Below are 13545 nucleotides of genomic sequence, written 5' to 3' on the forward strand. Positions count from 1 at the left end.
CTTTCGGCCTGCCGGTCTTCGCCACGCACCAAGTTTCAGTTTGGGTTTAGTCAGCGATGATCGATCTCGCAGCGGACACTCGGTCCAATACCCTCCTTCGTCTCGGCGCCCAGCCCATCGCGCTGACCGCCGCCGCGCTCCTGCTGCTGATTGCGGGTGCCACCTCGATCGCGATCTGGCGCGCCTATACCGGCGCGGCGCCGGAGACCGACCGGGTCGTGGTCACGCGGCAGCTCCAGGCCCGCACCGCCCAAGCCTCCGAGCAGCTGGTCGAGAAGACCAAGGGACTGGAGGCGACGCAGCAGGAATCGATCGACCAGCTTCAGGTCGTGCAGGACCAGCTCCAGACCATGAAGCGGCTGATGGCGGCGCAGCAGGCTGACACCAAGCGCCTGTCCGAACAGGTCGCATCACTGAACGAATCCATCGACGGCCTGCGGCAATCGTTTGCCAGCGCGCGAGCGACCGAGGTCGAAACGCCCACGGTTACCCGCAGGAAACCGGCGCGGCAGCGCGTCCACGCCAGCGCGCGCAAGCGCTCGGGCGGCTGAGCACCCGCCACGCGGGTGGAACTTTATTTTCGCCACTTGTGAACTGGATCACATTCGCCCGTATGATTCCGCGCGATGGTCAGCGTTACCGGATGGCGTGAGCCGATTTCAATGTCCGGGGCTGGCAAGGTCGTTGACGGTATACTGCGTCAACGGCCTTGTTTTTTGTGGGACCCTATTCGCAGACGTCCACGCGGCGGATCCGCCAGCCCGCGGGCGTCATGACACGCTTACGCGCGACGTAGCAGCCGCCATACCCATCGTTGTAGTCGCCGTAGCCGCTACGATAATAGTAGGGGCTGCCGTAATAGGGGTAGCCATAGCCGTAATAGCCACCGTAGTAGCCGGCGCCGGCGATACCTGCCCCGATCGCAACTCCGGGCCAGAAGCCGCCGCCGTGCCAGTGGCCGCCGTGGCCCCAGCTGCCGCCGCCGTGACCCCAGCCGCCATGCCCGAAACCCCTGGCGTGGGCCACCTGCGGTGCCGACAGCCCGACCACTGCAACGGCCAGCGCCGCCATCATCATCCTGCGTAACATCACTCGATCCTCCGCGTGGACACTCCACGCTTCAAAGCGGGATCAAGCTAACGTCACTTGAGCATTCCGGACAGCCACGCTGTCTCACTTCCGCGCGAGCGTTCAGCACCCGCGGCAGATGCTCTTGAGCTTCTTGTCGAGGAGCTTGTTCTCGGCATTGACCGCGGCATCGGTACCGCCGCCTGAGCCGGTGCCAGTCGTGACTCCGGAGCCCGCGCCGGATGACTGAGCCGTGCCCAGGCTATTGGTGCCGGGCGGCGGAGCCGGCGAGTTGGCGATGCCTCCGCCCGATCCCGCCGGACCTCCGGTCGATCCCGCAGAACCGCCGCTCGCCTGCGCGAACGCGACGGCCGGCATCGCCGCGAGGGCAAAGATCACCATCATGGTCTTGAGTGAGGCGGTTGCGGGCGATGCGGCCATGAGAAGTCTCCTTTCGCGGTCAACCGCCGCGGCGAAGACCGGTTCCGGAACAAATGCCGTGAGATCAGCTTGAATCAGGGGCGTGCGCCACGCGCAAGCTCATCACCGCGACCTCCAACCAATAGGAAAGGCAAAGTCACGATGACCGATCGCGACCCTTTTGCAGAAGGCGAACGCGCCGCGCGCCAAAACATTCCCGCTGAAGCAAATCCTTATTCAGACGGCAGCGACGAATACGCGTTGTGGTCGGCGGGCCATGAGAAGATCGCGAGCGCTATGGAGGCAAGCGAGTCCGAAGGCACTTAGCCAATCTGCTTCAGGCCATTTTTGAAGCGCGGACCGTTGGCGACATAGAACTTCGCCGCACTTCCCATCTTCTGCACCTGGGCGTCGTCGAGCGTGCGGATCACGCGCGCCGGTGAGCCGATGATCAGGGAACGCTCGGGAAATTCCTTGCCCTCGGTGATGACGGAGCCGGCTCCGACGATGCTGTTGCGGCCGATCTTCGCGCCGTTCATCACGATCGAGCCCATGCCGATCAGCGCGCCCTCCCCGACGGTGCAGCCGTGCAGGATGACGTTGTGGCCGACCGTGCAGTTGTTTCCGATGACCAGCGGAAAGCCGAGATCGGTGTGGCAGGTCGAGCCGTCCTGCACATTGGCGCCCTCGCCGATCTCGATCCATTCATTGTCGCCGCGCAGCACCGCGCCGAACCAGACGCTGGCACCAGGCTTCAGGCGCACGCGGCCGATGACCGTGGCGGTGTCCGCGATGAAATAGTTGCCGTCGGCGGGAAGATCGGGCGCCTGCCCGTCGAGCTCGTAGATCGCCATGGAAGTCTCCTGTCGCGTTGGCCACAGGAATAGCGAAACGGCAGCCGCGACGCAAAGGCCGCGCCGGCGGAGCTCAATGCGCGGGCGTCAGCCCAGAACGCCGGCGGCGCGCAGCGTCATCAGGAAGAAGGTGCCGCTCATCATGCTCCAGAAGCCGGCGATGAGGGTCGCCATCATCACGAATTCGGCACGGCGGCTTTCCACCCGCATGCCGCGCAGCGTGTTGCGCATGATGATGAAGGGTGCGGCGAACACCAGGAACGGCACCGCAGCGAAGGTCTTCGGCGCCACGCCGTCCTGCAACAGGCCGAAGCCGGCGGGCCGCTGCGCCAGCGCCTGGTATCCGTTCACGAGCGCACCCGCGAGCGCGAAGCCAATGCAGATCGAGAAGAAGGTGTTGAAAGCTTCAGGTGTCATCGGAACGGTCCGCCCTTACGCAACGCCGGAGCATTCCTGTGACAAATGGCGCCGGTTAACGCTACATTATCCTTAAGGGAAGGTTAACGCCGCCGTCCCGTCCACGCAGGGCCGCCCCCGCCCCTTGCGGCCGGGAACGCTGCGCGAAATCGCCGCCGCATGGCATATTCGCCGCTGATTCGTCGGCCACCGGCCGACTTCCGGCTCGACCTCGCGCAAGCTCATGACAGTGTTTTCGGCAGCTCCCCATAGGTCCCCCCGCACGCGCATCTGGGCGCATGCCGTCCCGATCGTGCTCGGCGGCATTGCTGCGGTCTGCGCGGTCGCGCTCGTCGCCTATCTGTTGTGGCCGACCTGGGGCACCCGCGGCGCGGACGCCCCGGACAAGCTGCCGGTGAGCGTCGGCGGCACGCTATTTAACCTGCCGGTGACAGCGATCCGCATGAAGATCCAGCGGCACTCCGGGCCGCAGGAGCGCATCGATCTCGACTTCGTCTATCCGTCGCTCGAGCCGCCCAGCGCTCCGAAGCACGTCACCGCCGACACGGTGGAAGCGGCGGTGCAATCGATCGACCGCATCTTCCTGTCGATCGCAGCCCATCACGATGCGCTCTCGCCCGAGCAGCGGGCAGCCACGATCTATCCGCGCTATCTCGACCAGGCCGCGGCGACGCCCGCGGATGGCCTGACGATGCGGATGTTCCGCGCCGACACGCCCTACGGCAGCGAGGACTTCTATTCCGCTGCAAGCCCGGCGCTGACCGCGCGCTGCACCCGCAATGCGGCCACCCCGGGCATGTGCCTGTCCGAGCGCCGGGTCGGCGGCGCCGACCTCACCTTCCGCTATCCGCGGAGCTGGCTGTCGCAGTGGCACGATGTGGCGGAGGCGATGGACAGGCTGACGGCGCAGCTGCGCGGGCCGAAGGGGTGAGCGGGGCCCGTTCGGCCCAGGTCCGAAGTAAAAACTATCCGAAGTAAAAACTGCGAAAACAACCCATGCACAGTAGCCAAGCGCCTGTGATAGTTCGTATTTTTCGAAGTCGAATTTAGCGCTTTGATGTCGTCATGGGGCAGTTGTGAAGCTGCTGTTCGTCATTGAGAGCGCAGCGAAGCAATCGAGAATCCCTCCGCGGAAAGATTCCTGGATTGCTTCGCTGCGCTCGCAATGACGGAGGAGAGACTTACTCCTGATCGACCAGATCGTCCTCGAGGATCGCCATCTGGAACTGGAAAGAGCGATCGTCGTCCTCGTCGTCGACGAAGAGCACGCCGATGAATTCCTCGCCGATATAGACTTCGGCGGAATCGTCCTTCTTCGGCCGCGGCACGACGCGGATCTTGGGATTGCCGAATACGCGCTTCAAATACGCATCGAGCTTTCTGACTTCTTTGACGTCCACGGCAAGTCTCCGATCGAAAATGGTCGGCGGGTTTTAGGACGAGACGCGACGAACCGCCAGCATGAATTGCCAAACAATTTGGGGACGAAAAGGGCTGGAGAATCCGGCCCTTGCACGCGAGCTCAAAGCCCCGTCGCGTTGATCATCTGATCCATCGTGCGCGACGGCTCGGCACAGCCGGCCTCGCCGACGATTTTGGCAGGCACGCCTGCGACAGTGACGTTGTGCGGCACGGGCTTGACCACGACCGAGCCGGCGGCAATGCGCGCGCAATGGCCGATCTCTATGTTGCCGAGGATTTTTGCGCCGGCGCCGATCAGGACGCCATGGCGGATCTTCGGATGACGGTCCTCGTTCTCCTTGCCGGTGCCGCCGAGCGTGACGCCGTGCAGGATCGAGACGTCGTCCTCGATCACCGCCGTCTCGCCGCAGACGAAGCCGGTGGCGTGGTCGAGGAAGATGCCGCGGCCGATGCGTGCGGCGGGATTGATGTCGGTCTGGAACACCGCGGAGGCGCGGCTCTGCAGATAATACGCGAAATCCTTGCGGCCCTTCAGCCAGAGCCAGTGCGCCAGGCGATGGGTCTGGACGGCGTGAAAGCCCTTGAAGTAGAGCAAGGGATCGATGAAGCGCGAGGTCGCGGGATCGCGGTCGTAGACCGCAACGAGATCGGCGCGGAAGGCGTTGCCGAGATCGGGATCGTCGCGCAGCGCCTCGCCATAGGTCTGGCGCACGAGGTCACCTGACAGCGCGGAGTGATCGAGCCGGTCGGCAACGCGGTGGATCACCGAATCTTCCAGGCGGCTGTGATGCAGCACCGTCGAATAGATGAAGGTCGCAAGCTCGGGCTCGCGACGGACGATGTCCTCCGCTTCGCTCCGGATCCGCTCCCAGATCGGATCGAGCGATGCGAGCTTTCCTCCCGGATTGACCTGATGCACTGTCATGGATTTGCTCTTTGGGATTTGCTCTTCGAATGGGCTCGTTTTGCCCGTTCTATAGCATAGTTTAGGCGACGACGTCCTGACCGGCTTGCCTGAGAGTGAACACCGCCTTGCCTCGCGAAAGCACGACAAGACGTTGAAACACAACAGTTTCTTTCGAAGCCCCAAGCAACGAGGTCGGCTCAAAGTGGTCAGAGTTTTGCCAAATTCAAGCCGGGCGGCATCAAACTATTGGTGAATTCTCCGCCAACCGTTATTGCGGGCATGGTTCCAGAGCGAGGACGGGGAGCGAATTTGAGCATCACCACCGATCAATTGCGCGCGCGCGCCGCGGGTACTTTTTGGCTGCGCGTGGCGGCGGTGGCCCTGCCCCTGCTTATGATCGCGCCGGCGTTCTGGAACGGTTATCCGCTGCTGCAATGGGATACCGGCGGCTATCTGGCGCGCTGGTACGAGGGCTATCTCGTCCCCAGCCGCTCCACGGTGTTCGGCCTCTATCTGCACTATGGCGAGAGCTTCGGTTTCTGGATCAACCTCGCGGCCCAGTCGCTGGCGACGCTGTGGCTGCTGCAGCTCACCCTGCGCGTGCTTGGATTGATGCAGACCTTTCGCTTCGTCGCGATCAGCCTTGGCCTGATCGCGTCGACGGCCCTGCCCTGGCTTGCGAGCATGCTGCTCACCGACATCTTTGCAGGTCTCTCGGTGCTGTCGCTGTTCCTGCTGATCGTCGGCGCAGGCCGCACCTCGCCGCTCGAAAAGATCGCGCTGTTCGTCTTCACCGCCTTTGCCGCGGCGACCCACAGCGCCACGCTCGGCGTGCTGCTCGGCCTTTGCGTCGCGGGCTGGATGGCACGGCCGTTTCTGAAGGAGCGCCTGCCGCTGGCCGGATTGGCGCAGGCGAGCCTCACCATCGTTGCGGGTGGCCTGATGCTGGTCTCGGCGAATTATGCGCTGTCCGGCAAGGCGGCCTGGACGCCCGGCGGATACGGCGTCGCCTTCGGCCGCATGATGCAGGACGGCATCGTCGCGCGCTATCTCAACGACCATTGCCCGCGCGAGCGCTACAAGCTGTGTCCGTATCGCAATGAACTGCCGGCGACCGCCGACGAGTTCCTGTGGGGCAAGAGCATGTTCAACACGCTCGGCCGCTTCGAAGGCATGAACGACGAGATGGGCTACATCGTCGTGCAGTCGCTGAAGGATTATCCGGCCTGGCAGGCCGGCGCGGCGCTGCGGGCGATGGGCCAGCAATTGCTGCATGTCGCGACCGGCGAAGGCACCACGGTCTGGATACCGCATACATACGGCATCATTGAGCGTTACATCCCCTCGCAGGTCGCGGCGATGCGCGCAGCGCGCCAGCAGCACTGGGAGCTCAACTTCGACGTCATCAACTGGCTGCACGTTCCCGTCGCGATGGGCTCGATGCTGGCGCTGGTCGCGCTGCTCGCGCATGCGTTCGCGAACCGCCGGCTGGACGATTTGACGCTGCTGGCAGCGACCGTGACGCTGGCCTTGCTCGGCAACGCCTTCATCTGCGGCGTGATCTCGGGCCCGCACGACCGCTACGGCGCAAGGATGGTGTGGGTTGCGACCTTCGTGGTGCTGATGGCGCTGGCGCGGCGGTTTGGGGACGACGCCAAAGCGGGATGAGATTGGGGTGATGGCGCTTGGGTTTCGTGTTCAAGCATGATCTCCACAGACGCGTTCTCCGCCCATTTCGACGAGCGTCATGTTTGGCGGAGGCCTCAGCCCCGCGTGCCACGACGCCCGAAGATCCTTAGGCCGACGGAGCGAGCTCGGGAGCAGCGGGCTCGCTAAGCTCGTCGAGGTGCTCGCGGACATACTTCGTCAGGACCTAGACCAGCTAGCGATCGTCGGCCTCGAGATCCGACGCCATCAGGTGACCACGCGGACCGGTCAGGCCAGCTAGGCGTCGGGAAGCTCACGGGCTTGGTCGGGGAACGCGTTGTTTGCAGCGGCGCAGTCAACCAGTTGGCCGACCTCCTTGAAGTCGACCGGCCGATTGCGCGCCAGTCTCTTGACCCGCTGGGTTCCTGCCTTTGGCCCTGGCAGACCTTCGGCGCGACTGAGCTAAATTGACGTTGGCATTCCGGTCCGCAACCGCTTCAGATAACACGACTTTTCCGTCATGCGACCGGAGCCTTCAAAGTAGACTTGTTGATCCCGATGATCCCGGCCGCCTCGCTAATCGGAATCAGCTCTAAAGGCGTTGCATCTGGGCTCGTTGCATCAGATTTGACTCCCGCAGCTAGCGAAAAATTGGGGCCGGGCCACCGGTTTTGGTTTTTCGCCTGGGGAGGACCCGTCTGCGAGTGCTTGCAACTTGACACTGCATCGTTCCATTATTTCGCACTTTCGTACTCCACTCCAATTTTGGAAGCACATAATGCGAGCATTTGCTTTTCTGCTAACACTTCTCATGAGCCTATTTGCTGTACATGCAAAAGCGGCGTGTATCCCAGACGAGATTGAGAAGGCCGTCTGGCAAGCCGTCGCCAATTCGTCGGATCCGGCGCAAATCCGATATTACCTTGATAGCTACCCAAAGGGTTGCTTCCGAAAACTCGCAATTCTCAAACTTGACAACATTCTACCCGTACGGCCGGCGCTCAAGGTGATCGGCAACCAGCAGGGCGGCGGCGAGCTCGTGGGAGCTAATGGCAGCTGGATCATCGTTCAGGTGAATGGCGGGAAGAACTCGTTTCAGAAGCTCAAAGTCGTACCAATGTACGATTTCGCGGCCAAGATCGGCTTCTACATTCAGTGCGACGCTGCGGGCAATGGACTCACCCCTTACCTTCCGGACGGGGGCCCCTGTCCCTCCGGTAACACTCCATTCATTCAAGGCTTCGGGCTGCGGCTGACAGGCGAGTACGCCGCCTATTACGATCTGAGGTTCGAATGCAAAACGATCCGGTACCAAGGGGTCGGCGAAACCAATTACGGCCCGACCAATGACTGGTGTGGAGTTCGAAATCCAACTCCGGAAACCTGGATCAAAGGAGTGAAAGTCGATGTCGTTCGCAACTTTTCATACAAGGAGAAGGAGGAGTAACAACGGAAATATGGCTTGTAACGTTTGAAGCCCATTAAACGCGCAAATTTGGAGATCAATCATGTTCTACAAGGCACTTTCAATCCTCGCAGTTGCGCTCTTTGTAACAATGCCAAGTCTCGTACTCGCCGATTCGTCTCAACCGAGTGCTCCGCCTGTAGTTTTTGCAGCAATCTCGGCGGAACCATCTTTGTCGGATATCTCGAACTCACCCAATGAGCTCATTAACACCGCACCAAACTCTTTGAAGCCTTTCTCCAGTTCGATCGGAAAAAAACCACCACTGAGCGAGAGGCCACAACTCATGGCAGCATGTAAGGTCACGACGCGAGGAGGACGCTGTTCGTTCGACACTGACTGCTGTGGAAGTTTCACTTGTCACTGCTGGGGAAACCCTGCCCCATCCCCTTGTGTCTACACCTGCAACGACCGCAACGACTGATGGCGGGCTAGACTCACTCTCGGCAAGTTAGCCCTTCGATCTAAGGCGATCAAAGCCGCTCCCTGCTGGCGAGCTCCGCGTTCTGGAGTCCGATAAGAACCATTACCGGACTCCAGCCTGAGCGCCGATTGTTAAGATCGCTCGAACATTGGATGGTAAAGATGTTTGATGAACCCATCGGCACTGTCGTTATCGGAGCTGTTGTGGGTGTCGAGATCAACATGCGTGTGGCGCGACCTTTATCGACAGCATCGCGATTAAGACAAATTCCAGATGCAGGGACTTTGGCGTGACACACCAATACTCCTGCCCTCACTGTCACAAGGACTGTTAATGCCAGCCCTGCCACCAGCTTTCCTCAGCTATGCAGTTCTCATTGAGGTTTCTGGGACCCACGGGAGCGGCTTCTTCTTCTCTCGTGGTCCCGACGTATTTTTGGTGAGCGCAAAGCACGTTCTTTTTAAGGACAGTCTTACAACGTTCAGCACGCCTTTGGCACTTACCGCGCTCGATTCGAAGACGTTAAAGGACAAAATTGTATTCGAAGTGGATTGCGAGCGGCTTTTCGCAGATGGAAATCTCATCAAGCATAGTAGTGCCGATGTCGCAGTCGCGCGTATCGCAACTATGGAGGATGGCGAAGACGCAACCGCATCTCACTTTCGTCTGAAAGACGTTGCCGGGGTCCAAGTGGATGCTAACAACGAAGGTTGGAGCATCATGGGAACTGACATCGAGGAGTCCACAAAGCTCGATGGTGTCAAGATTGGAAGTGCCACTCTATTGCTTGGATTCCCGACCTCCCTTGCCGCGCCTGAATTCTTTGAAAAAAATACGCCCCTACTCCGCACCGGCATTGTAGCAGGCAAAGTCAAAGAGGCGCAGATCGTAATCGACTGCCCTGTCTATTTCGGAAACAGTGGAGGTCTTGTGCTTCAAGATGATCCAGATCGATCAAGATTTACCGCGATTGGCGTCGCCTCAAGGATGGTGCCCTTCCAGGAAAATCTATACAGCGCCGAGTTTCGCCGACAAGTTGGCACCCGATTTGAAAATTCGGGATACTCCTTGGTCGAACCTGTAGATCGGGTGATCGAGCTCATAGACGAGGTGCAAAGACAGTTTGCCCATGGGCCTACATCTGGGCTCCGATAACAGCCCTTAGCGGACTGCAGGCAGGCCGAGCGGTTTATCTTGACAACTACGGGCAAGCTGAAGCGATTGCTTGACCGCTCGCGCGACTCGGTAGAGGCTTTTCGCTTTGGCTACTTGGGGGCGTGAATGGCAAGTCACCCGTATATTTCCGGTCCGGGAAACATTACTCAGATGATCGGCTTTCTTCGGAAGAATTTTCCGCCTTCCGTTACAGCCGACACCGTTCGTAAGTTAGGTCTGGCGTCGAAAAACGAAAGCTACGTCATCAATGTTCTCCAGTTTCTCGGCATAATCGACGAGGCTGGAAAACGGACGGAGATCGGCCACAAGGTACTCACACTTCACGACGAAGAGCAATTCACGCCGGCTTTTGGAAAGCTCGTGAAGGACGCTTATGCCGATCTTTTCGGAATTCGCGGTGACGAGGCTTGGACAATGTCCAAGGACGACCTCATCGGTTATTTTAGGTCTGCGGACAAAACCAGCGAGATCATAGGCAGCCGCCAAGCGGGCGTCTTCACTGCACTCAGCGAGCTCTCTGGACATTCCGTCGGGTCTTCGACGGCAACTAAAGTAAAGCCAACCACATTGAGCAGGGCGAAGAGATCCTCCAGAAAGATTGGTGCAACTGCATCGACGCAACCCGCTGAAGCCTACGCCGCGACATTAAGCACGACGGAAAAATCAAAAAGCGAAATGGCCTTTACGGTTCGGATCGAAATCAACCTGCCCGCTGAGGGGACCGCAGAAACGTACGACACAATCTTCAAGAGCATTCGAGCCAACCTATTCCCATGAGCGACGCACTTGATCTGTTCGAGGCGGTCGTCCGAGTGGCCAAGAACATTGGTCGGCCGTCAGCCGCTGAGAAATCTGGGGTGCACCCCTTCGACGAGCGCAATATCCACAGTGAAATAACTCTTGTCGCTTTGAAGTTGTTCGACGACGGCTACTATGCCCAAGCTACATTTGAAGCGTTCAAGCTAATTGAAAATCGAGTGAAGACAATTTCTGGCCTAGAGGAAACTGGCTTCGGCCTCATGATGAACGCGTTCAATGAGAGCGGCCCCAAGATCCAGTTGAATGCTTTGGCGACTACCAGCGACAAGGACGAGCAGAAAGGCTTCAGGCATATGTTCGCCGGGTCAACTGCCGGCATCAGAAATCCGCGGGGGCACGATATACGAAACGATCCCATCGATCTCTGTCTGGACCACTTATCTGTTGCGTCTGTGTTGCTGCGCGTCTTAGAAGCCAGGAAGGGACCGCCAGAGACCCATGTAGCGGAGGCCAGTCGCACCGACCAACGTGATCAGCAGCCGGGAATAGCAGGTCTAAAGTCCGATAACCGCCCTTAGCGGACTCCGGAGCTCTGCTGCCCCCGAGGGAGTGGACAATTGCGCCAGTTCCGGCCGACAATCCTCATATTGCAATCGCGAGACATGGGAAGCCCACGATAGCGGCCGATGCGGACAAGGTCACCCCCGCCGTGACAGAAACTCCAGCACGCCGGTCTTGTAGACCTTGTCGCCGACCGCGCGCATGTGGTCGCGGTTCGGAATGTCCAGCACTTCCGAGCCGGGAATGATCGCGCCGAGCGCGCTGGCGCTTCCCGCGACGTCGTCGGTCGAGCCGACCGCGATCAGCACGGGCACGTCGATGCGTGCAGCCTCGTCCTTCGTCATGAGATCGCGCGTGCCACGCAGGCAGGCGGCGAGCGCTCGCCGGTCGGAGCGGGTCTGATCGGCGAAGGCGCGAAAGGTGCGGCCGACGGGATCGGTGACGTCGTCGAGCGATGGCGCCTCCAGCGCCTTCGCGACGTTCTCACCGGGGCCGGTGCCCTCGATCAGGCCGCCGATGCCGATGCCGCCGAGGATCGCCGAGCGCAGGCGCTGCGGCTCTTTGAGGGATAGCCACGCGGTCATCCGTCCGCCCATCGAATAGCCCATGATGTCGGCCTGCGGGATGGCGAGATGATCCATGAGCGCAAGCACGTCGCCGGCCATTGTCGGAATCGAATATTGCGCGGGCTCGTAGAGCTTTGCGCTTTCGCCATGGCCGCGATTGTCGAGCGCAATCGCGCGGCGGCCGTTCTTGCGCAGCTCCGAGACCCAGGTCGGATAGACCCAGTTCACGTTCTTGCTGGAGGCAAAGCCGTGCACAAGGATGATCGGATCGCCCTCGCCTTCGTCGAGATAGGCAATTTCAACGGCGCCGTTGTGAAAGCTCGGCATCATCAGTTCCGTGAGGTCTTGAGGGGAATGGTTGATCTTAGAGCACGATCCGGGAAAGTGTGCAGCGGTTTTCCGGCAACATCATGCTCAAACAATAACCCGAAGCGCGGCGCGCCTCAGGCCGTAACGGCCGCGTTTGCCAGAGCAGCTTCGGCTGCGATCCGGGCACGGCGCAGCCGCCGCGCCCGTTTGCGATCGCACCAGGCCTGGGTCAGGCGCTCGGTCGTCGCCTTGATGGATGAGAGAAGGCCGAACAGCGTCAGTCCCGCGCCGAAGAGCCACAGCGCCAGATCGAACGCGCCGCCGATCAGCAGCAGCGCGCCGCGGCCGAGCAGCTTCATGATCGCGCGCGCCTTGCCGCCCTGCGCTTCGGCAAGCCGCGCCGCGCGCGCGACGTCCTTCGGACCTTCGGCGATGCGCAGCGTATCCATCGCCCCGCGCGTGCCGGTCTTCTCGGCGACGCGGGTGATGTCCTTGCCGAGCCGGACCAGCGCGCCGGCCTTCTCGGCGCGGAACGCCGCCTTGATCGCGCTGACGGTCTCGCCCGGGCGGAACACGGAGCCCTTGGCCACGGCGTTCTGGAGCATCGGCGTATCGACGACCTCGCGCGCGGAGCGGCCGGCCCATTTGGCGAGCCCGTCGCCGAGCCGCCCGACCTTGCGCGCATCCTTCACCAGCGTCAGTCCGGCGCGCACCGGCGCGGCACCACCGACGGACACGTAGGTGGCCGCCGTCACCGCAAGGCCGGCGGCCGCAAGCCCGAGCACGAGGCGGTCGGTGTCCTCGCCCATGGCAAGGTGCTTGCCCTCGCGCACCACGTCCCTGATGTCGCCGATCACGAAGAGATCGCCTGCCACCGTCCCGGAGAGGCTCGCGACGTCGTCGGCATTGCCGGTGACGAGACCGGTGGCGAACCGCTTGGCAAAATGCGAGGTGGAACTCTCGGCTTTGACCGCGTCATTGACGCGGCTCAGCAGGTCGTCGGGCAGCGCGATGTCGCGGTCACGCGCCAGCGCGACGAAACTGTCGGCGAGATCGGCATCGCCGGCGGCGAGCGCGGCTTCGATATTGTCCTGAACCAGGCGGTCATTGTGCCGCAGCAGTTGATCGAGCTTCAGCTCGGAGACCACGGCTGGATCATCCTGGGCGGCGAGGATCGCGCCGGCCTCACGGGCGTGCGGTGCTACCTGCGCGAGCAGGAAGCCGCAGGCCGCGACACCGGTCAACGCTGTGCTGATTCGCAGCCATTTCATGTGGAAGAACCCGGCGATCCCTAAAATCGTCTGCGCCTTACGATTCGTCGTTCGGTGCAATCTGCTCCTCCGAGAGACATAGTATGCCAAAATTGCGACACAACGTCCCCGACGAAAGAAGGGCTTCTCTCAGGCCTCAAGATTGTGTCGAATTTGCATGAGCAAATGAGCATGGGGCAATTGCGGAGCTTTTGGTTCCGCCGGACTAGCAATCACCTGCACCCGCCAGTATGGTCCGCGGCGCCTTAAAGATGCCGCGTCAGTTCGTGATTGTGTCTG

The 13545-nt window shown here is 61.2% G+C and carries 18 protein-coding genes; 9 read left to right on the top strand and 9 right to left on the bottom strand.

The window, feature by feature from the left end:
* Nucleotides 1-56 precede the first annotated feature (56 nt).
* Nucleotides 57-551 carry a hypothetical protein gene (locus IVB24_RS27155; protein ID WP_247769636.1) on the top strand — a complete coding sequence of 165 codons (495 nt, stop codon included), beginning with the start codon at nt 57-59 and terminating at the stop codon, nt 549-551.
* Between the two features lie 175 nt (nt 552-726).
* Here the strand turns inward: IVB24_RS27155 and IVB24_RS27160 are convergent, their stop codons facing one another.
* Nucleotides 727-1089 (bottom strand): hypothetical protein, encoded by a 363-nt coding sequence (locus tag IVB24_RS27160; RefSeq protein ID WP_247774180.1) that lies wholly within the window; start codon nt 1087-1089, stop codon nt 727-729.
* A 102-nt stretch (nt 1090-1191) separates the two neighbouring features.
* Nucleotides 1192-1509 (bottom strand): hypothetical protein, encoded by a 318-nt coding sequence (locus IVB24_RS27165; RefSeq protein ID WP_247769637.1) that lies wholly within the window; start codon nt 1507-1509, stop codon nt 1192-1194.
* A 141-nt stretch (nt 1510-1650) separates the two neighbouring features.
* Between IVB24_RS27165 and IVB24_RS27170 the strand changes: the two genes are divergently transcribed.
* Entirely contained in the window at nt 1651-1815 is a 165-nt protein-coding gene (locus IVB24_RS27170) for a hypothetical protein (RefSeq protein WP_162859495.1), read from the top strand.
* Here IVB24_RS27170 and IVB24_RS27175 read toward each other — a convergent pair.
* Nucleotides 1812-2342: a gamma carbonic anhydrase family protein gene (locus IVB24_RS27175; RefSeq protein ID WP_247769638.1), complete on the bottom strand. Its 531-nt coding sequence runs from the start codon at nt 2340-2342 to the stop codon at nt 1812-1814. The genes IVB24_RS27170 and IVB24_RS27175 overlap by 4 nt on opposite strands.
* Nucleotides 2343-2429: 87 nt before the next feature.
* Nucleotides 2430-2759 (bottom strand): hypothetical protein, encoded by a 330-nt coding sequence (locus IVB24_RS27180; protein ID WP_018322105.1) that lies wholly within the window; start codon nt 2757-2759, stop codon nt 2430-2432.
* Between the two features lie 223 nt (nt 2760-2982).
* On the opposite strand from IVB24_RS27180, the gene IVB24_RS27185 reads away from it, so the two are divergent.
* A complete protein-coding gene (locus IVB24_RS27185; RefSeq protein ID WP_247769639.1) occupies nt 2983-3690 on the top strand; it encodes a hypothetical protein in 708 nt (235 codons plus the stop codon).
* Between the two features lie 250 nt (nt 3691-3940).
* On the opposite strand, the gene IVB24_RS27190 is transcribed toward IVB24_RS27185, so the two are convergent.
* Nucleotides 3941-4159 carry a DUF3126 family protein gene (locus tag IVB24_RS27190; protein ID WP_007602550.1) on the bottom strand — a complete coding sequence of 73 codons (219 nt, stop codon included), beginning with the start codon at nt 4157-4159 and terminating at the stop codon, nt 3941-3943.
* A 122-nt stretch (nt 4160-4281) separates the two neighbouring features.
* A complete protein-coding gene (gene cysE, locus IVB24_RS27195; protein ID WP_247769640.1) occupies nt 4282-5106 on the bottom strand; it encodes a serine O-acetyltransferase in 825 nt (274 codons plus the stop codon).
* Nucleotides 5107-5397: 291 nt separating this feature from the next.
* Between cysE and IVB24_RS27200 the strand changes: the two genes are divergently transcribed.
* Together IVB24_RS27200 and IVB24_RS27205 are read left to right on the top strand one after the other, a co-directional pair.
* Nucleotides 5398-6756 carry a hypothetical protein gene (locus IVB24_RS27200; RefSeq protein ID WP_247769641.1) on the top strand — a complete coding sequence of 453 codons (1359 nt, stop codon included), beginning with the start codon at nt 5398-5400 and terminating at the stop codon, nt 6754-6756.
* Nucleotides 6757-7513: 757 nt separating this feature from the next.
* Entirely contained in the window at nt 7514-8182 is a 669-nt protein-coding gene (locus IVB24_RS27205; protein WP_247769642.1) for a hypothetical protein, read from the top strand.
* A gap of 138 nt (nt 8183-8320) precedes the next feature.
* Here the strand turns inward: IVB24_RS27205 and IVB24_RS27210 are convergent, their stop codons facing one another.
* Nucleotides 8321-8557 (bottom strand): hypothetical protein, encoded by a 237-nt coding sequence (locus tag IVB24_RS27210; protein ID WP_247769643.1) that lies wholly within the window; start codon nt 8555-8557, stop codon nt 8321-8323.
* 228 nt (nt 8558-8785) lie between these two features.
* Here IVB24_RS27210 and IVB24_RS40075 point away from each other — a divergent pair, with 228 nt between their 5' ends.
* The 4 genes from IVB24_RS40075 (at nt 8786) to IVB24_RS27225 (ending at nt 11137) form a co-directional block, all read left to right on the top strand.
* Nucleotides 8786-8917, top strand: a complete 132-nt coding sequence (locus IVB24_RS40075) for a hypothetical protein (protein ID WP_256471522.1) — start codon at nt 8786-8788, stop codon at nt 8915-8917.
* 40 nt (nt 8918-8957) lie between these two features.
* Nucleotides 8958-9779 (top strand): hypothetical protein, encoded by an 822-nt coding sequence (locus tag IVB24_RS27215; RefSeq protein ID WP_247769644.1) that lies wholly within the window; start codon nt 8958-8960, stop codon nt 9777-9779.
* A gap of 171 nt (nt 9780-9950) precedes the next feature.
* Entirely contained in the window at nt 9951-10577 is a 627-nt protein-coding gene (locus IVB24_RS27220; RefSeq protein ID WP_247769645.1) for a DUF5343 domain-containing protein, read from the top strand.
* Complete coding sequence (locus IVB24_RS27225; protein WP_247769646.1) at nt 10574-11137, top strand: TIGR02391 family protein; 564 nt, start codon at nt 10574-10576, stop codon at nt 11135-11137. Before IVB24_RS27220 ends, IVB24_RS27225 begins: the two co-directional genes overlap by 4 nt.
* Nucleotides 11138-11257: 120 nt before the next feature.
* Here the strand turns inward: IVB24_RS27225 and IVB24_RS27230 are convergent, their stop codons facing one another.
* A complete protein-coding gene (locus IVB24_RS27230; RefSeq protein WP_247774181.1) occupies nt 11258-12013 on the bottom strand; it encodes an alpha/beta hydrolase in 756 nt (251 codons plus the stop codon).
* A gap of 116 nt (nt 12014-12129) precedes the next feature.
* Nucleotides 12130-13266 (bottom strand): hypothetical protein, encoded by a 1137-nt coding sequence (locus IVB24_RS27235; protein WP_247769647.1) that lies wholly within the window; start codon nt 13264-13266, stop codon nt 12130-12132.
* Between the last annotated feature and the right edge of the window lie 279 nt (nt 13267-13545).

The sequence above is a fragment of the Bradyrhizobium sp. 192 genome (assembly GCF_023100965.1).
GTDB lineage: Bacteria > Pseudomonadota > Alphaproteobacteria > Rhizobiales > Xanthobacteraceae > Bradyrhizobium > Bradyrhizobium symbiodeficiens.